This is a genomic window from Aureimonas sp. Leaf427 (assembly GCF_001425485.1).
Classification (GTDB): Bacteria; Pseudomonadota; Alphaproteobacteria; order Rhizobiales; family Rhizobiaceae; genus Plantimonas.
The window spans coordinates 157,741-174,589 of sequence record NZ_LMQW01000051.1 but is presented as its reverse complement, the minus strand read 5'-3'; the positions used below and the strand labels follow the sequence as shown (position 1 = coordinate 174,589).

The 16,849-nt window shown below is 67.2% G+C and carries 19 protein-coding genes and 1 other RNA gene; 5 read left to right on the top strand and 15 right to left on the bottom strand.

Features of this window, described 5'->3' with window-relative positions; all coding sequences use genetic code 11:
- Positions 1–48: 48 nt before the first annotated feature.
- From ASG62_RS21580 to miaA, 9 genes are all read right to left on the bottom strand, one after another.
- A complete protein-coding gene (locus tag ASG62_RS21580) occupies positions 49–1,176 on the bottom strand; it encodes an ATP-dependent DNA helicase (RefSeq protein WP_056690229.1) in 1,128 nt (375 codons plus the stop codon).
- Positions 1,177–1,217: 41 nt separating this feature from the next.
- Complete coding sequence (locus ASG62_RS21575; RefSeq protein WP_056690225.1) at positions 1,218–1,610, bottom strand: cupin domain-containing protein; 393 nt, start codon at positions 1,608–1,610, stop codon at positions 1,218–1,220.
- A gap of 17 nt (positions 1,611–1,627) precedes the next feature.
- Positions 1,628–2,221 carry a LysE family translocator gene (locus ASG62_RS21570; protein ID WP_056690222.1) on the bottom strand — a complete coding sequence of 198 codons (594 nt, stop codon included), beginning with the start codon at positions 2,219–2,221 and terminating at the stop codon, positions 1,628–1,630.
- Positions 2,222–2,225: 4 nt separating this feature from the next.
- Positions 2,226–2,798 (bottom strand): acetolactate synthase small subunit, encoded by a 573-nt coding sequence (gene ilvN, locus ASG62_RS21565; RefSeq protein ID WP_056690219.1) that lies wholly within the window; start codon positions 2,796–2,798, stop codon positions 2,226–2,228.
- A 28-nt stretch (positions 2,799–2,826) separates the two neighbouring features.
- Complete coding sequence (locus ASG62_RS21560) at positions 2,827–3,222, bottom strand: type II toxin-antitoxin system VapC family toxin (RefSeq protein ID WP_056690217.1); 396 nt, start codon at positions 3,220–3,222, stop codon at positions 2,827–2,829.
- On the bottom strand, positions 3,206–3,505 hold the full coding sequence (locus tag ASG62_RS21555) for an AbrB/MazE/SpoVT family DNA-binding domain-containing protein (protein WP_056690214.1): 300 nt from the start codon (positions 3,503–3,505) through the stop codon (positions 3,206–3,208). Before ASG62_RS21555 ends, ASG62_RS21560 begins: the two co-directional genes overlap by 17 nt.
- Before the next feature lie 63 nt (positions 3,506–3,568).
- Complete coding sequence (locus ASG62_RS21550; RefSeq protein ID WP_082536984.1) at positions 3,569–5,347, bottom strand: acetolactate synthase 3 large subunit; 1,779 nt, start codon at positions 5,345–5,347, stop codon at positions 3,569–3,571.
- Between the two features lie 271 nt (positions 5,348–5,618).
- Positions 5,619–6,425: a DUF1206 domain-containing protein gene (locus ASG62_RS21545; protein ID WP_056690208.1), complete on the bottom strand. Its 807-nt coding sequence runs from the start codon at positions 6,423–6,425 to the stop codon at positions 5,619–5,621.
- Between the two features lie 96 nt (positions 6,426–6,521).
- Complete coding sequence (gene miaA, locus ASG62_RS21540; protein WP_056690785.1) at positions 6,522–7,469, bottom strand: tRNA (adenosine(37)-N6)-dimethylallyltransferase MiaA; 948 nt, start codon at positions 7,467–7,469, stop codon at positions 6,522–6,524.
- On the opposite strand from miaA, the gene serB reads away from it, so the two are divergent.
- A complete protein-coding gene (serB, locus tag ASG62_RS21535; protein ID WP_164470465.1) occupies positions 7,468–8,352 on the top strand; it encodes a phosphoserine phosphatase SerB in 885 nt (294 codons plus the stop codon). The genes miaA and serB overlap by 2 nt on opposite strands.
- Positions 8,353–8,380: 28 nt before the next feature.
- Here the strand turns inward: serB and ASG62_RS21530 are convergent, their stop codons facing one another.
- The 6 genes from ASG62_RS21530 to ASG62_RS21505 all read right to left on the bottom strand — a co-directional run bounded on the left by ASG62_RS21530 (position 8,381) and on the right by ASG62_RS21505 (position 14,868).
- The gene (locus tag ASG62_RS21530) at positions 8,381–9,181 is read right to left on the bottom strand and encodes a DUF2268 domain-containing putative Zn-dependent protease (protein WP_156382296.1); all 801 of its coding nucleotides are present in this window, start codon (positions 9,179–9,181) and stop codon (positions 8,381–8,383) included.
- A 65-nt stretch (positions 9,182–9,246) separates the two neighbouring features.
- Positions 9,247–10,860: a Do family serine endopeptidase gene (locus ASG62_RS21525; protein ID WP_082536981.1), complete on the bottom strand. Its 1,614-nt coding sequence runs from the start codon at positions 10,858–10,860 to the stop codon at positions 9,247–9,249.
- A gap of 215 nt (positions 10,861–11,075) precedes the next feature.
- Positions 11,076–12,146 carry a protease modulator HflC gene (gene hflC, locus ASG62_RS21520; RefSeq protein WP_056690201.1) on the bottom strand — a complete coding sequence of 357 codons (1,071 nt, stop codon included), beginning with the start codon at positions 12,144–12,146 and terminating at the stop codon, positions 11,076–11,078.
- Positions 12,146–13,321, bottom strand: coding sequence for an FtsH protease activity modulator HflK (hflK, locus tag ASG62_RS21515; RefSeq protein ID WP_082536980.1), 1,176 nt, complete (start codon positions 13,319–13,321; stop codon positions 12,146–12,148). The genes hflC and hflK overlap by 1 nt, the downstream gene beginning before the upstream one ends.
- Before the next feature lie 217 nt (positions 13,322–13,538).
- Entirely contained in the window at positions 13,539–14,069 is a 531-nt protein-coding gene (locus tag ASG62_RS21510) for a dihydrofolate reductase (RefSeq protein WP_320409394.1), read from the bottom strand.
- A gap of 4 nt (positions 14,070–14,073) precedes the next feature.
- The gene (locus ASG62_RS21505; protein WP_056690194.1) at positions 14,074–14,868 is read right to left on the bottom strand and encodes a thymidylate synthase; all 795 of its coding nucleotides are present in this window, start codon (positions 14,866–14,868) and stop codon (positions 14,074–14,076) included.
- Positions 14,869–15,192: 324 nt separating this feature from the next.
- Here ASG62_RS21505 and ssrA point away from each other — a divergent pair.
- From ssrA to ASG62_RS25975, 4 genes are all read left to right on the top strand, one after another.
- Positions 15,193–15,579, top strand: a transfer-messenger RNA (tmRNA) gene (gene ssrA, locus ASG62_RS25980).
- 68 nt (positions 15,580–15,647) lie between these two features.
- Entirely contained in the window at positions 15,648–16,229 is a 582-nt protein-coding gene (locus tag ASG62_RS21500; protein WP_056690192.1) for an SspB family protein, read from the top strand.
- A gap of 6 nt (positions 16,230–16,235) precedes the next feature.
- The gene (locus tag ASG62_RS21495; RefSeq protein WP_056690189.1) at positions 16,236–16,487 is read left to right on the top strand and encodes a DUF4169 family protein; all 252 of its coding nucleotides are present in this window, start codon (positions 16,236–16,238) and stop codon (positions 16,485–16,487) included.
- The gene (locus ASG62_RS25975; protein ID WP_082537007.1) at positions 16,484–16,726 is read left to right on the top strand and encodes a ribbon-helix-helix domain-containing protein; all 243 of its coding nucleotides are present in this window, start codon (positions 16,484–16,486) and stop codon (positions 16,724–16,726) included. The genes ASG62_RS21495 and ASG62_RS25975 overlap by 4 nt, the downstream gene beginning before the upstream one ends.
- Positions 16,727–16,849 lie beyond the last annotated feature (123 nt).

Genomic DNA, 16,849 nt, shown 5'->3' with positions numbered 1-16,849 from the left:
ATTGGGCCGCTCTCACAGCGGGTGGAAGCCCAGCCTTCCGGACTGCCTTCAGCGGACGATCGTCAGCTTCTCCGCCGCGCGCGTGATCGCGGTGTAGAGCCAGCGATCCCGGGTCTCCTTGAAGGCCCAGCTCTCGTCGAAGAGCATAACGTCGTTCCACTGCGAGCCCTGCGCCTTGTGGACGGTCAGGGCGTAGCCGTAGTCGAAGTCGTCGTAGCGCTTCTTCGTCGCCCAGGGCACTTCCTCGTCCGGCGCCTCGAAGGCCTGTTTCAGGAGCTTGATCTTCGCCGCGCCCTGATCGACATCGTCGTCGTCGGGCTTCACGATGAGATTGACGCCGGGCTTGGTGGATTCCGGCGAGGCCGTCATGACCTGCCAGAGAGAGCCGTTCAGGAGGCCCTTGGCGGGATCGTTGCGTAGGCAGACGAGCTTGTCGCCGGAATAGGGCAAGGCGCCCTGGAAGCCCTTCAGCTCCCGCAGCCGCGCATTGTAGCGCCGCCGCGTCCGGTTGGTGCCGACGAGAACCTGATCGGCGGCGAGCACGCGCTCGCGATCCACGTCCTCCTTGCCGATCACCTGCGCCGATCCGTAGTCGCCCTTCATCAGGGGGCGTCCCTCTCGCACGGTGAGCGCGAGGTCGATGATCGGATTGTCGCGGGCCTGACGATGGATTTCGGTCAGCAGGAAGTCCGGCTCGGCTTCGGTGAAGAAGCCGCCGCCCGAGACGGGCGGGAGCTGTCCGGGATCGCCGAGCACGAGGACGGGCGTTCCGAAGGACAGGAGATCGCGCCCGAGCGCCTCGTCCACCATGGAGCACTCGTCGACGATGATGAGCTTGGCCTTGGCGACCGGGCTCTGGCGGTTCAGCGAGAAGGTCGGCGACATGCGCGAAGAGCCCTTCTCCTCGTCCGTCACCGTCTCCTCCCCCCGGGGGCGATAAATCAGCGAATGAAGCGTCCGCGCGCTCTTGGCGCCCTTCGAGCGCAGGACCTGCGCGGCTTTGCCCGTGAAGGCGGCGAACTGGACGGACCCGTCGATGCCTTCGGCGAAATGCCGGGCGAGCGTCGTCTTTCCGGTTCCGGCATAGCCGAAAAGGCGGAAGAGCGGCTTGTCGCCGGCTGCCAACCAATCGGCGACCTCTTTCAGGGCCTGATCCTGCTGGGGTGAGAATTTCATATCCCGTCAGTGACAGGATTCGGCGGCCAAGGGCAAGGCGATCAGCCGGCGGAGAACCGATAGTCGACATCGGCGAAACTGTCGGTCGGGAAGACGTAGAGAAAGCGCACGGGCGCACGGCCCTCGTTGCGGATGCCGTGCTCGGCATTGCCGGGAATGAAGACGCAGGCGCCCGCCCCGACCTGCGTCTCGACACCCTCGACGGTGACGATCGCCACGCCCTCCGTCAGAAAGTAGAGCTCGGCTGGATCGTGCCGGTGCAGCGCCAGATGCCCGCCGGGTTCCAGATGCGCGATGCCGGCGGTGAGCCCGGCCGTCGGCGTGCGGTCGGCGGAGAGAAGCGTCTGCCAGCCGACGACGCCGCGCCCCTTCGGCTCGCTCCACCCCTCGCTCGCCAGCCCGGTATCCTCGACGATGAAGGGCTGGACCGGCATGGCTGGAACTCCGCGCTTTAGAGAAGGATGGGAACGATCGACAGGAGAAGCGCCAGACCCATCGCCCCGTTGAAGATCCGCAGGCGGCGGGGATGGGCAAGGAAGCCGCGAAGCGCGACGCCGAAGCCGGCCCAGACGGAGACGCTCGGAAAGTTCACCAGCGCGAAGGCGGTGCCGACGAGCACGACCGAGAGCGCGGGATGCTCCGCATTCGTGTAGGCGCCCATCGCGACCAGCGCCATGGCCCAAGCCTTGGGGTTCACCCATTGGAAGGAAGCGGCCTGGAGGAAGGTCAAGGGGCTGGACGAAGCCGCACCCTCCCCAATCGAGCGCGAGGTCGCGACCTTCCAGGCGAGCCAGACCATGTAGACGACACTCGCGATCTTCAGCGCGGTCTGTGCGAGGGGAAAGGCGAGCAGCAGCGCGCCCAGCCCGAAACCGACCGCCAGAAGCAGCGCGAAGAAGCCGAGCGCGATGCCTAGCATATGGGGAATGGTCCGCCTGAAACCGAAATTCACGCCGGATGCCATGAGCATCATGTTGTTCGGGCCCGGCGTCACCGAGGTGACGAAGGCATAGACGACCAGCGCGAAGAAGGTTTCGAGCGGCATCGCCTCACGTCTCGAACTTGCCGCGCGTGAGAGCAGCGACGCCGGTGCGGCAGACCTCGACGAGACCCAGAGGCGCCATGATGGCGATGAACTGATCGATCTCCGAGACGCGGCCGGTGATCTCGAAGATGAAATGCTCGATGGAGGCATCGACGATGGTGGCGCGGAAGGCATCCGCCAGACGAAGCGCCTCGACGCGGCTGTCGCCGGTGCCGGCGACCTTGACCACGGCAAGCTCGCGCTCGATCGGGCCGTCATGCCCGTTCTGCCGGGCCGCGACCGTGAGGTCGAGCACGCGGTGGACGGGCACGATCCGGTCGAGCTGGCTCTTCAGCTGCTCGATGACATGCGGCGCGCCGCGCGTGACGACGGTGATGCGCGAGAGATGCTTGGCATGCTCGGTCTCGGAGACGGTCAGGCTCTCGATGTTGTAGCCGCGGCCGGAGAAGAGCCCGATGACGCGGGCGAGAACGCCCGGCTCGTTGTCGACGACGAGCGCGAGCGTGCGCGTCTCCACCTGCTCCTTCTCGTCAGTGATGAAATAGGCGGAAGCAGGCGGCTGGACGGGACGGTTCACGTTGGTCTTTCGAATACAGTTGAGGGAGTCACAAAAGGTGCACGGGAATGTCGAGCCACAGACGCTGGGCACTTTTGGCGAGCGCGCGGTCGAAGGTCACGAAGTCGTCCCGCGGTCCCGATCCGAGGATGTGTAGCGCATCGGCGAAATCCATTCCGCCTTCATGCAGGGCGATAGCGGACCCGACGCGGGTCGGGTCGATGAAGCGTAGGTTCGGATGATCGAAGAGCTTTCGCAGTAGATTGCTCACCGACGATCGTCCGAGGCGATAGGCGCTTCGCAGAACCCATTCGGTCTCGAGGATGACGGTGGTCTCGACATGCAGCACATGCCGGGACAGGAGTTCCAGCGCGCGGTCGGACTGCTCGGCATCGTCGATGACGGAGAGGCGGACGAGAATGTTCGTATCAACGATTCTTCGCATGCCAGCGCCGCGCAGCCTCGTCTAGAACCGTGGCGTCCATCATCTCCTGCGTCACAGGCGGGCCCGTGTAACGGATTCTGGCCGCCAGGAAGGCTTCGATGGCCGCCTTCTTCTCCTCGTCGGAGCGCTCGGACGGGTCGTCGGCCGGAACAGGTCGCAGGACAACCTTCTCGCCCTCGCTGAGGACTTCGAACTCGGTGCCCGCCTCCCACCGATGCGCATCGCGCACGTCCTTCGGGATCGCGATCTCACCCGTCTCCGACAGTCTCACCCGGATCGTCACGGCCCTCTCCTTCTCGCCCGAACCCTCCGCGCCCCATACGAGGCGCGGAGGGTTGGATCGACCTTACACCAAAGCCTTGCCCTTGGCGTCGATCGCGTTGGCGACGGCCTCGTCGGTGGCCTCGTCGGGCAGCATGATCTCGTTATGCGCCTTGCCGGACGGGATCATCGGGAAGCAGTTGGCGAGCTGGGCGACGTGGCAGTCGAAGATGACCGGGCGGCGGACGTTGATCATCTCCTGGATCGCGCCGTCGAGATCCTCCGGCTTGTCGCAGCGCAGGCCGACGCCGCCATAGGCTTCGGCCAGCTTCACGAAGTCCGGCATCGCCTCCGAGTAGGAGTTGGACAAGCGGTTGCCGTGGAGCAGCTGCTGCCACTGGCGGACCATGCCCATGTACTGGTTGTTTAGGATGAAGATCTTGATCGGCGCGTCGAACTGGACGGCCGTCGACATTTCCTGCGTCATCATCTGGATCGAGGCGTCGCCCGCAATGTCGATGACGAGCGAGTCCGGGTGGGCGATCTGGACGCCGAGCGCGGCGGGCAGGCCGTAGCCCATGGTGCCGAGGCCGCCGGAGGTCATCCAGCGGTTGGGCTCCTCGAAGCCGTAGAACTGCGCGGCCCACATCTGATGCTGGCCGACCTCGGTCGTGATGTAGGTGTCGCGGTCCTTCGTCGCCTCGTAGAGACGCTGGATCGCATATTGCGGCATGATGATCTTGTCATCTTGGCTGTAGGCGAGGCAGTTGCGCGCGCGCCAGCCTTCGATGGTCGCCCACCAGGCCTTCAGAGCATCGCCGTCGGCCTTGCGCCCCGCGCCCTTCCAGGCCGCGACGATATCGCCGAGGACATGGGCGACGTCGCCGATGATGGGCAGTTCGACATGGACGTTCTTGTTGATCGACGAGGGGTCGATGTCGATATGGATCTTCTTGGAGTTGGGCGAGAAGGCATTCAGCCGGCCCGTGATGCGGTCGTCGAAGCGCGCGCCGATGCAGAGCATGACGTCGCAGTCGTGCATCGCCAGATTGGCCTCGTAGGTGCCGTGCATGCCGAGCATGCCGAGCCAGTTTTCGCCCGAAGCCGGATAGGCGCCGAGGCCCATCAGCGTCGAGGTGATGGGAAAGCCGGTCAGGCCGACGAGCTCGCGCAGCAGCTGGCTCGCCGCGGGGCCGGAATTGATGACGCCGCCGCCGGAATAGATGACCGGCTTCTTCGCCGAGGCCAGCATCTCGACGGCCGCGCGGATGCGGCCCTCGTCCGTGTCCATGCGCGGGCGATAGCTCTGGTGGCTCTCGATGGGCGCCGGCGGCGTATAGGTGCCGGTCGCGAACTGGACGTCCTTCGGAACGTCGACGACGACCGGGCCGGGTCGTCCCGACGTCGCGACGTGGAAGGCCTCGTGCAGGACGCGCGCGAGATCGTTGACGTCCTTGACCAGCCAATTGTGCTTGGTGCAAGGCCGCGTGATGCCGACCGTGTCGCATTCCTGGAAGGCGTCCGAGCCGATCAGCGTCGTCGGGACCTGGCCGGTGATGCAGACGAGCGGAATGCTGTCCATCAGCGCGTCCTGCAGCGGCGTGACGGCATTTGTCGCGCCGGGGCCGGAGGTGACGAGCATGACGCCCGGCTTGCCGGTGGAGCGGGCATAGCCTTCCGCGGCGTGCCCCGCGCCCTGCTCGTGGCGGACGAGGATGTGCTTGACGTCCGACTGCTGGAACAGGACGTCGTAGATCGGCAGGACGGCGCCGCCGGGATAGCCGAAGAGGTGCTCGACCCCGTGGTCCTTCATCGCCTGGACGACCATCTGGGCGCCCGTCATCTGTCGTGTACCGGCCTGCATCTCGTCTCTCCCCGCTCCGGGCTCGTTGTGCGACCGATCTCGCTGTCCCCCTGGGGGATGAGCCGGCCTTTCGTCTCGTGTCTGCTGGTTTTAGGTCTGAATTCCGAGCAATAAAAAAGGGCCCTCGAAGGGGCCCTCAGCGCACACGCGGCTTTCGCCGGACGATCCTCAGATCGTCACGCGTGTGCGCCCCATAAGTACGAGAATCATCTTGCTCATGGGAAACACCGTAAACACCCGCCGCTTCAGCGTCAAGTTGGCGTGATGGCGCTCAGCCCAGCTGGATGCGCCGATAGCGGGCCTCGGTGAAGGCATAGCCGCCGAAGGCGATGAGGCCGATGCCCGTGGCGGCCAGGAAGAGCCAGCCGAAGGGCCAGGCGGACATGGCGTCGAGCGCGGTTTCGAGGCCCGGCGTATGGCCGTCGCGGTAGGACGCGGCGCCCGTGCCGAGGAGCCAGGCGAGGAGAAGATAGGTGAAGCCGCGCGCGAGCAGGCCGAACTGGCAGACCGGCTTCACCCAGGCCTTCTTGTCCGCCGGGATCGTCATGTACTTCTCGAAACCCGCGCTGACGGCCTTGAACACATGCGCGCCGCCGACGACGACCATCAGCGCGGCCACGGCATAGGTGAAGGTCTGGCCCCAGCCGGCCTCGTAGGCCATGGCGATCCATTCCTTGGTCGTGCCGCCGGAGGAGGACGATCCCGCGCCCCAGGCCAGCGCGCCGGCAAAGAAGGCGAGCGCGGCGTAGGAAATGCCGCTGCCGACGAGCCCGGCCCGAACGGCGACGCCTTTGGCGCCCGTTCCGTGGCGGTCGACGTCCCGGATCGCCTGCAGGAAGCGCCATGCGGCAAAGGCTGCGAGCGCCGCGACCAGCGCGACGAGCAGCACCTTGCCCCCGACCGTTCCGAAGACGAAGCTGACGGCGTCCTTGGAATCCATGGTCTGGCCGGTCGAATAGGCGGCCTTGAAGGCGAAGTAGCCGATGATGACGAAGACGATGCCGCGCGCGACGTAGCCCGCCCGCGCCGCCTTTTCGATACGGTCACTGTGGCGGCGGATGACCTCGGTCGCAGACATGGCTCAGTTTCCTCTTCCGCCGTCACCGCATGTTGACGCCACCGTGAACGGCAGTCGGGCAAGGGAGTTCCGCCGGCGGCTAGGGCCGATCGCTCGTTACGTCCCCAGCTCCTGCAGGAGCCGCGGAAGGTCGATCTCCGCTGGATCGTCGAAGCGGCGCCAGTCGGCCCCGAACTGGTGGCGAAACCAGGTGTCCTGGCGCTTGGCATATTGACGGCTGCGCGTGACCGCGCGCTCGACGGCGGCCGCCAGCGTCAGCTCGCCGGCCAGATGAGCGCCGAGTTCGGGAAGGCCGATCGCCTTGGCGGCAAGGCCCTCCCTCGCCGTCGGCCGCGCGAGAAAGGCGCGCGCCTCCTCCAGCGCGCCGCCCGCCATCATCTGGTCGAAGCGCCTGGCAATGCGCTCGCGCAGGAGGTCGCGCGGCGGGGTGAGGACGATCTTCACCGCCCGCGCCGCGTCGACGACGGCTTCGCCCTGCCGGCGCTGGAGATCGGCAAGCGGCGCGCCGGTCGTCTCGCCGAGCTCCAGCGCCCGGAGGATGCGCTGCGCATCGCCCGGGCGAATGCGGGCGGCAGCTTCGGGATCGCGCAGCGCGAGTTCGGCGTGAAGCCGCGCCGGCCCTTCTTCGGCCATGCGCCCGCGCCAGCGCTCCCGAACCTGTGGCTCCACCGCCGGCATGTCGTCGAGGCCGCCGAGCAGCGCGCGGAAGTAGAGCCCCGTTCCGCCGCAGACGATCGGCAGGCATCCGCGCCCTCCGATCTCGGCGAGAACCGCCGCCGCATCTCGGACATAGGCGCCGGTCGAATAGGGCGATTCCGGCGAGACGTGGCCGTAGAGCCGGTGCTCGGCCCGCGCCAGATCCTCGTCGGAGGGCCGTGCGGTGAGGATGCGCAGGCCCTCGTAGACCTGCATGGAATCGGCGTTGACGACGACGCCGCCGAGCCGTTCCGCGATGGCGACGGCCAGGGCCGACTTGCCGCTCGCGGTCGGCCCGGCTATCAGCACGGCTGTCGCCTTTTCCCCGCCAGAGACCCGTCCTGTCATGATCGTCGTCACGCTGATCTCCGCGCGCGGTCGCGCCGGTCTCTCCAAGGATGTCGCCGAAGGCGCCGCCGCGCTGCTCGGCTCCGCCGCGCCGGACTGGCTGGAGGCCGGCGTCGCCTGCGACCTTCGCCTCGACGCCGCACCGTCCGACGAGACGATCGCCGAGCTGCGGCGGCGGCTCGCCGAGGCTCGGCTCGACGTCGTGGTGCAGGAGGAGGCCACCCGGCGCAAGCGGATTCTGATCGCCGACATGGACTCCACCATGATCGGCGAGGAGTGCATCGACGAGCTCGCCGCCATGGTCGGCATCAAGGACGAGGTCGCCACGATCACCGCGCGCGCGATGAACGGCGAGATCGCCTTCGAGCCCGCCCTCGTCGAGCGCGTCGCGCTTCTGAAGGGCCTCGACGAGAGCGTCATCGGCGAGGTCATCCGGACCCGCATCACCCTTGCCGCGGGCGGACCTGCGCTCGTCGCCACGATGCGCGCGAACGGCGCCCGCACGGCGCTCGTCTCCGGCGGCTTCACCGCCTTCACCTCGGTGATCTCCGAGCGGCTCGGCTTCCACGAGAACCGCGCCAACCGCCTCGTCATCGCCGACGGGAAGCTCACCGGCGAGGTCGAACGCCCGATCCTCGGCCGCGAGGCGAAGGTCGAGGCGCTCGAAGCCATCGCCGCCGAACTCGGCCTCACCACGGCGGACGCGATCGCGGTCGGCGACGGCGCCAACGATCTCGGCATGATCGGCATCGCCGGCTCCGGCGTCGCCGTCCACGCCAAACCCTCCGTCGCGTCAGCCGCCCCGCATCGGATCGACCATGCGGACCTGACGGCGCTGTTGTTCATGCAAGGCTATCGGGGCGAGGAAATCGTCGAGGGCTGAGGACCATCGATGCAGCCGATGGCTGCTTCTATCCGACCGAAGGACGGCGCGCGGGCCAATAGGCGGCCAGAATGGCGGAAGCCGGCTTGGAGACGAGGCTCGCGGCCGTCTCCCCTTCGTGAGCCGTCAGATACGCGTCCACGACCAGCCGGCCGAGCGCGTAGCCTGACCATCGCGGAAGACCGTCTCCGCCGAAGAACCAATCGGCGTGATCGTAGTCGTCGCGATCGAGCATGCCCGCCGCTCTTTCTATGACCGCATCGGACAGATCGTCGACCCGAGCCCAGATCGGAGTCCGGCAGCCCGTCACTTCCATCGCAAACCGGTCTGCCAAACCTTCCGAGACCACCGCTTCGCCGAGCGTGGCGCCGTAGCCGCAGGCGGCATGGCGCAGGGCATGGTGCAGTTCGTGGGCGAGGATCATGCCGAAGGCTCCCTCCCCGACACTGCGCTCGAAGGTCTCCGATCCCGGCGCAACCGCGATCGTCAACGCGCTTTGCTCGTAGCAGGCACCCCCGAGACCCAGTTCCGGAATGATCATCATCGAGTCGTGGCGAACCACGACATCCAAGGCATGACGGCGATCCTGTTCCGCGACGAGTGCATCGGTCCGGCGGGACACGGCATCGGCTTCGATCCCCATCCGCACCTTCCAGCGCTCCAGCGATCCCGCAGCTTCGAGCATATGCAGCCGAAGATCCAACGCCCCCCTCCCAAGAAGCCCAAAAGCCGTCAGCCTCGCCTCAAGCACCGCTTCTTCGCCCCTCCGGGGAGAAGTGCCCGGCAGGGCGATGAGGGGAATTCGGCGCAATTTTTGGCCTTCGGCCACCCCCTCATCCGCCTGCCGGCTCCTTTTCCCCGCCGGGGCGAAGAACGCAGCTCGACCCTTCAGCTCTATTCGATCGGCACCACCACGAAGCGCAGCTCGCCGCTGGCGGAGGCCAGCAGGAACAGGGCGTTCTTGCGGCCCTCGCCCTTCAGCTTGGCGACCTTGGCGGCGACGTCCTTGGCGGTCTTCACCGTTTCCTGCGCGACCTCGCGGATGACCGCGCCGGCCTCGATGCCCTTCTCGGCGGCGCTGGAACTCGGCTGGACGGCGGTGACGACGACGCCGGCGGCGTCCTTGGCGAGGTCGAACTCGGTACGCGTCTTGTCGTCGATATCGGCAAGGGTCATGCCGAGCGTCTCGACCGCGGAGACGATCGCATCGCCGGTTTCCACCGGCTCCGGCTTGGCGTCGTCCTCGGCCATCAGCTTTTCGGCGTCCTCCAGGCGGCCGAGCGTGATCTCGACCGTGATCTCCTCGCTCGGATCGCTCGTCAGCGCCTTCTTGCGCAGGAGCTTGACCGGCACCTTCCGGCCGATCGCCGTCTCGGCGACGATGCGCGGCAGGTCGCGCGAGGAGGTGATGGGCTTGCCGTCGAATTCGGTGATGACGTCGCCGACCTTCAGGAGCCCGTTGTCGGACGGGCCTCCCGCGACGATGCCCATGACGAGCGCGCCCTTGGCGTCGGCGAGATTCAGGCCCTTGGCGATCTCGTCCGTCACCTCCTGGAAGCGCACGCCCAGCCAGCCGCGCCGCGTTTCGCCGAACTCGCGAAGCTGGCTGACAACATTGGCGGCGAGGACGGAGGGGATGGAGAAGCCGATGCCGATCGAGCCGCCGGTCGGCGAGATGATCGCCGTGTTGATGCCGACGACATCGCCATACATGTCGAAGAGCGGGCCGCCGGAATTGCCGCGATTGATGGCGGCGTCCGTCTGAATGAAGTTGTCGTAGGCACCCGCATTGATGTTGCGCCCGCGCGCGGAAACGATGCCGACGCTGACGGAGCCGCCGAGGCCGAAGGGATTGCCGACGGCCATAACCCAGTCGCCGATCCGCAGCGTCTCGGAATTGCCGAACTTCACCGCCTTCAACGGCCTCTTGGCGTCCACTTTCAGGACTGCGAGATCGGTCTTGGTGTCCACGCCGACGATCGTCGCGTCGAGCTTGGTGCCGTCGGTGAAGTTGACGCTGATCTCGTCGGCGTCGGCGATCACGTGATTGTTGGTGACGATGATGCCGGACGGGTCGATGACGAAACCGGAACCCATGGATTCCGCCTTGCGCGCGACGCCGTCGCCATCCTTGTTCAGGTCCTCGAAGAACTCCTGAAGGGGCGAGCCTTCCGGTGCCTTCGGCGTCGGAATGCCGCGCCCGGCATCCTCCATCGTCTGCGAGGTCGCGATGTTGACGACCGCGTCGAGCAGCGGTTCGGCTACATCCGCGACCGAAGCCGGGCCGTGGCTCGTCGGGCGGGAGGCCGGCGGCGCGGCGGGCGTGACGCCTGGCGCGGCGGGCCTCAGCGTATCGGCGACGGGCGGCTGCGGGGCGATGGCCTGTCCTTCGGCGGGCGGCGAGATGACCCCTTGCGCCAGCGCCGAACCCTGGCCGAAAACGGCGAGAGCACCGAGCGCCGCGCCGGCGGCGGCGCCGCGAAGCAGGAGAGTTGTCGATCCGGCCATGAAGAATCCCGCTCGTCGCCGGCCGTCTCGATCCTCCCGGCGAGGACCCGATCACGCGCTGCGACTCGAGCCGTCAGGCAAACCGAAAAAAGCGTCTGAATCAAGGGAATTGCCGGTAACGTGAGCGGCGGTGAACAGCCCGACGCAAAACGGCCCGCCCCGATGATCGGGACGGGCCGCCTGTATCTAAGGGCCTCTGGACCTCGCGGCCGGCCTCAGGGCGTCGTCGTCGCAGGCGCCGGCGAGAGGTCGGCGGACGCCGGAGGCGTCTCTGCCGGGACGGCGGCCGGAGCGGGCTCCACCGCACCCGTCGTCGTCGGCTCGGAGGCCTCCGGCGCCGGTGCAGCCTCGGCGGCCGGCGCTGCGGACGGCGTCGCCGGCGCCGCGGGAGCGCCGTTCGAAGCGACCGGGGCGCCCGGCTCGTTGAAGTAGCGGAAGAACTCGGAATTGGGCGACAAGACCATCGTCGTTCCGGTGTTCTGCAGCGCCGTCTCGTAGGCCTTCATCGAGCGGTAGAACTCGAAGAACTCCTCGTTGGCGCCGAAGGCCGTCGCGAAGATGCCGTTTCGCTCGGCTTCGCCCTGACCCTGCAGGATCTCGGCGTCGCGCCGGGCGCCCGCCACCGTCTCGACGACCTCGCGGTCGGCGCCGGCGCGGATCGTGCGGGCGGAGACCTGACCACGCGCCCGAAGAAGCTCGGCTTCCGCCAGACGCTCGGCCTTCATGCGCTCGTAGGTCTGCTGCGAGACCTCCTGCGTGAGGTCCGTGCGGCGGATGCGCACGTCGAGCAGTTTGAGGCCCAGCGAAGCCGCATCCGGCCGGATCTGCTCGGCGACCTGCTGCATCATCTCGCCGCGCTCCTCGGAGAGCGCCGCCTCGAAGCCGCGCTGGCCGTAGACCGTGCGCAGGGCGGAGTCGAAGCGCGTGCGCAGCCGCTGCTCGGCCTGCGGCACGGAGGCCGAGACCGTTCGCCGGAAGAGCGCCGCATCCTCGATGCGATAGGCGAGGAAGGCGTCGACCTCGTAGAACTTGCCGCCGGAGACCTGGACGCGGATGTTGTCGAGGTCGAAGCGCTTGGTCTGGTCCGAGAGCTTCTGCACGGTGTCGGCGCCGGAGAAGCCGAAGGGCAGCTTGAAGTAGAGGCCGGGCTCCTCGACGACGCGGCGGATCTCGCCGAAGCGCAGGACGATCGCCTGCTCCTTTTCCGTGACGATGAAGAGGGAGTTCCAGAGGACGAAGACGGCCGCGAGCGCGACGACGAGAATGCCGGTGAAACGGGTGCTCATCAGTTGCCTCCCTGCGGGGCCGAGAGGCCGGCGCGGGGCGCCGCCGCCGGGGCCGCGCCATTGATGCCGCCGGCGCCCTGGAGCTGGTTCAGCGGCAGATAGGGCACGACGCCCTGTGCGCCCGACGTGCCGGGCTCCATGATGACCTTGGAGGAGCCCTTCATCACGCCTTCCATCGTCTCCAGGAAGAGGCGCTTGCGCGTCACTTCGGGCGCCTTCTCGTATTCGGCGAGGATCGAGGAGAAGCGCTGCGCCTCGCCCTCGGCCTCCTGCACGACGCGGTTCTTGTAGGCGGCGGCGTCTTCGCGGATCTGCGCGGCCTCGCCTCGGGAGGCGCCGACCTGCTCGTTGCGATAGCGGTTGGCCTCTTCGACGAAGCGGTCCTCGTCCTGCTCGGCGCGCTGGACCTCGTCGAAGGCATCGGCGACCTGCGTCGGAGGAGCGGCGTCCTCGATGGCGATCGCGTTGATGCGAAGGCCGGCATTGTACTCGTTGAGCGTGCCCTGCGCGATGGCGCGGACCTCCTCGGCGATCCCGGCGCGGTCGTCGCGGAAGACGGCCTGCACGGGACGACGGCCGACGACCTCGCGCATGGCGCTTTCAGCGACCTGCTGGAGCATGGCCTGCGGATCTTCCACATTGTAGAGGAAGTTCTTGGGGTTATCGACCTGGTAGAGAACCGCGAACTGGACGTCGACGATGTTCTGGTCGCCCGAGAGCATCAGGCCCGACGTGTCGCGCGACTGGGCGCTGCCGATGGTGATCTGGCTTTCGACGACCGGCACGGTCTCGACCGTCTCGACCGGCCAGAAGGCGAAGTGCAGGCCGGGCTCGGAGAGCTCTTCCTTCGGCTTTCCGAAAACGGACTCGACGCCCACCTCGTCCGGCTGGACCGTATAGACCGAATTGAACAGCCAGAGCGCCGCGACGCCCGCAAGCAGGATCGCGCCGAAGGCGAGGTTGCCGCCGGAGCCGCCCCCACCGCCGCCGCCGCCCCCGCCGGGGATCGCCCGACGAAGCCGATCCTGGCCGCGGCGCAGGATGTCCTCGAGGTCGGGCGAATTGTTGCCGTTGCCGCCGGGGCGCGGGTTCTGCGGGCCTTGTCCCCAAGGGCCGCCATTGTTGCCGCCGCCCTTCCAGCCGCCGCCACCACCCGTCTGATTGCTCCAGGGCATCGATATCCTTTCGGCCGATAAATGAAGCGCGGGGTCCTGCCCCGCGCGACGTCAACATCAAAGCTCTTATAGGAACTGCCAAATCCGCTTTCAACGCGAGCGCGACTTTTTAGGCCGGAAGGATGAGGCTTCGCGCGGGAATGCTGAACGAGGCCTTCCGGCCCGCATGCCGTTGTTTCGATGGCGCTCGGAGGCTCTTTCGAGGGCCGCGGGGCTCCTACATAAAGCTTAACGATGCCCGGCGTTCGTAGACCGAATATCTCGTCGGCGAACTGTCGTCCGGGCCGGCCTCGGCCGGCTCGTCGTGGATCAGCGCCCAGACGGCCGGGTCGATCGGCGGGAAGACGGCGTCGCCCTCCGGCTCCGCCTCGACATGCGTCACATGAAGCCGCGTCAGGCGATCGAGAAACAGACGGTAGATCTCGGCACCGCCGGCGACGACGATCTCGGATGAACCGCGCGCTGCCGCGAGACGCTCGGCGAGCGCCAAGGCCTCGTCCGGCTTTCCCGCACGATACGCGCCCTCGAAGGGCAGTTCCCCGCCGCGCGTCAGCACCACGGAATCGCGCCCGTCGAGAACGCGGCCGATCGAGACCAGAGTCTTGCGGCCCATGATCATGGGCTTTCCCATCGTCAGCCGGCGATAGCGCTTCAGGTCGCTCTTCAGCCGCCAGGGCATCTCGCCCTCGCGGCCGATCACGCCGTTGCGGGCCATGGCGACGACCGCGACGAGGGGAAGCCTCTCCACCGGATCAGACCGCGACGGGCGCGGCGATATGGCCATGCGCCTCGTAGCCTTCGATGGCGATGTCGTCGAAGATGAAGGCGAAAAGATCGGTGATCGCCGGGTTCAGCCTCAGCGTCGGCAAAGGCAGAGGCTCGCGCGAAAGCTGCAGCCGCGCCTGCTCGAAATGGTTCGCATAGAGATGGGCGTCGCCCAGCGTATGGATGAACTCGCCCGGCTTCAGCCCCGTCACCTGCGCCACCATCGCGGTGAGCAGCGCATAGGAGGCGATGTTGAACGGCACGCCGAGGAAGACGTCGCCCGAGCGCTGGTAAAGCTGGCACGAGAGCCTGCCGTCCGCGACGTAGAACTGGAACAGGCAGTGGCAGGGCGGCAGAGCCATGTCGTCCACCATGGCCGGGTTCCAGGCGGAGACGATCAGGCGCCGCGAGTTCGGGTTGCGCCGGATTTCGCTCACGACACCGGCGATCTGGTCGATCGAGCCGCCCTTCCCGTCCGGCCAGGAGCGCCATTGCGAGCCGTAGACGGGACCGAGATCGCCGTTCTCGTCGGCCCACTCGTCCCAGATGCGCACGCCGTTCGCCTTGAGATAGGCGATGTTGGTCTCGCCGCGCAGGAACCAGAGAAGCTCGTGCACGATCGAGCGCAGATGCAGCTTCTTGGTCGTCACCAGCGGAAAGCCGTCGGCGAGATCGAAGCGCATCTGGTGGCCGAAGACCGAGCGCGTGCCCGTGCCGGTTCGATCGCCCTTCACGGTGCCTTGGGAGAGGACGCGGTCGAGAAGATCGAGATACTGGCGCATGGAAAGCTCCGCTCCGGTGCCGTGCGGCCCACCTTCGGCCCCGCTCGCGGACGGGTCGTCCCTCGGAACATCGACAGACATCGGCAAAACCGCCGCCGGTGTCCAGACTGGGATCGCAGGGGAGCACGGTTCTCCCCCGGGAAATGGAGGCGCAGGCGGCGATCCCGGAAACCGCAGCGGGGCCGTCCGGCTCCGTTGCGGACGGCGGCGGACGCAGACCTTGTCCGCGCGACGTGTTCGCGGCCTCGCTCTCCGATGTCGTTTAACGCTTGTTCAGAGACGCGGGAGAAAAGCCGGTCGCGCAAGACGCCCGTCGACGCTTTCGGCCTTTCCAGACGCGGGCGTTGTGCCTATATTCCTCGGTGCCGGTGAAAGCCGGCTATGGCGATAAACTGACGGTGTAATAAACCATTCGGACCCGGGGGCGGTACCCGGCGCCTCCACCGGAAGCTCTCTCCTCATCCCGCCGACAGGCGGCGACGAGGGATCGGAGAGCTTGCGGCGGGGGCGAAATAGGATCGACGAGGGTGTAAAGATCGGACTTTCGCTCGGCATTGTACCGCCGTTATCGGGCTATTTTTATAGTTGCCAACGACAACTATGCGGAAGTCCGTCTCGCTGCTTAAGGCAGCGCGATAGCTTCGAATCAAGCCCTGGGGGTTCGCACTTCTAGGCGGGGTCCGGAGGCACCTGGCAACAGAAGCCTCTACTTGATTTTGTCCGGCACCCGCGCTGACCGCCGGTTCCCCGGTCGACGACATGCTGTGCGAGACGCCATTATGGGCCAGGACCTGATCCGCTACGACATCCTTGCGCAGGACGCGCTTCGCGGCGTCATCCGGAAGGTGCTGAGCGAGGTGATCAAGACCGGATTGCCCGGCGAGCACCACTTTTTCATCACCTTCCTGACCTCGGCCCCCGGCGTGCGCATTTCCTCGCGGCTGCGGGAGAAGTATCCGGAGCTGATGACGATCGTCATCCAGCACCAGTATTGGGACCTCGCCGTCACCGACACGACCTTCGAGGTCGGCCTGTCCTTTTCCGACATTCCCGAGCGCCTGCTGATCCCGTTCGCGGCGATCCGCGGCTTTTACGATCCGGCCGTGAACTTCGAGCTGGAATTCGACGTGCGCGATGTCGAGGCCGCCAACGGGTCGTCCGACGAGACCCCGCTGCCGCTGGCCCCGCCCTCCTCCGCGAAGCTGCCGCGCATGCCCGCTTCCGCGCCGTCCAAGCTGCCGGCGAAGATGGCCTCCAAGGATGCCGCCGGATCGGCCTCCGAAGCCGAGGACGCCGAGGAGACGGGCGAGAAGAAGCCCGCCGAGGTCGTCTCGCTCGACGCCTTCCGCAAGAAGACCTGATCGGCCTTGGGCGAGGTCGTCAACCTTCGCCTCCAGCGTAAGCGTGCCGCCCGGCGCGCGGCGGACGCTGCGGCGGACGAGAACCGGATCGCGCATGGATTGCCGAAAGCGGTCCGCGAGATCGCCGGACGCCGGACGGCCCAGGACATGGCCCGGCTCGACGGCCGCCGCCTGACATCCAAGAGTAATGTGGCGAAGACGGCCGTTTCCGCCGATGCGACCCCGTCGGTCGTGTCCGACCGGGACGACGACCACTGAGCGAGCCGCGCGCCTCGGCCGGCGTCGTCAAACGCTCGCTCACCATTCGCGGGCACCGCACCTCCATCAGCCTCGAAGACCCGTTCTGGCGCGAGCTTCAGTCGATCGCCAGCGCGAAGGGCCTTTCCCTTGCCCGCCTCGTCGCCGACCTCGACGCCAACCGCCCCGACGGCACGAACCTCTCGTCGCTCCTGCGCGTCTACGTGCTGGAAGAGGCCCTCTGCCGAACGGCGCTGTAGGCGGCGGACGAGCGCGAAGTTTTCCGTATCGTGTGCCGATAGCGGTTCGATCGAAAGCGTCGGCGGTCTGCCGTGGTTCGCTCCTGGGCGAGGCTCGGCCACGACCATCCGATCAGTCACGAA

Bases quoted from the DNA above. Each gene is read 5' to 3' on its own strand.
- ASG62_RS21570 (WP_056690222.1), bottom strand. From the start codon at position 2,221: ATGCCGCTCGAAACCTTCTTCGCGCTGGTCGTCTATGCCTTCGTCACC.
- hflK (WP_082536980.1), bottom strand. From the start codon at position 13,321: ATGCCCTGGAGCAATCAGACGGGTGGTGGCGGCGGCTGGAAGGGCGGC.
- ASG62_RS21550 (WP_082536984.1), bottom strand. From the start codon at position 5,347: ATGCAGGCCGGTACACGACAGATGACGGGCGCCCAGATGGTCGTCCAG.
- ASG62_RS21545 (WP_056690208.1), bottom strand. From the start codon at position 6,425: ATGTCTGCGACCGAGGTCATCCGCCGCCACAGTGACCGTATCGAAAAG.
- ASG62_RS21560 (WP_056690217.1), bottom strand. From the start codon at position 3,222: ATGCGAAGAATCGTTGATACGAACATTCTCGTCCGCCTCTCCGTCATC.
- ASG62_RS21580 (WP_056690229.1), bottom strand. From the start codon at position 1,176: ATGAAATTCTCACCCCAGCAGGATCAGGCCCTGAAAGAGGTCGCCGAT.
- ASG62_RS21505 (WP_056690194.1), bottom strand. From the start codon at position 14,868: ATGCGCCAGTATCTCGATCTTCTCGACCGCGTCCTCTCCCAAGGCACC.
- ASG62_RS21525 (WP_082536981.1), bottom strand. From the start codon at position 10,860: ATGGCCGGATCGACAACTCTCCTGCTTCGCGGCGCCGCCGCCGGCGCG.
- miaA (WP_056690785.1), bottom strand. From the start codon at position 7,469: ATGACAGGACGGGTCTCTGGCGGGGAAAAGGCGACAGCCGTGCTGATA.
- ASG62_RS21500 (WP_056690192.1), top strand. From the start codon at position 15,648: ATGGGCCAGGACCTGATCCGCTACGACATCCTTGCGCAGGACGCGCTT.
- serB (WP_164470465.1), top strand. From the start codon at position 7,468: ATGATCGTCGTCACGCTGATCTCCGCGCGCGGTCGCGCCGGTCTCTCC.
- ASG62_RS21575 (WP_056690225.1), bottom strand. From the start codon at position 1,610: ATGCCGGTCCAGCCCTTCATCGTCGAGGATACCGGGCTGGCGAGCGAG.
- hflC (WP_056690201.1), bottom strand. From the start codon at position 12,146: ATGAGCACCCGTTTCACCGGCATTCTCGTCGTCGCGCTCGCGGCCGTC.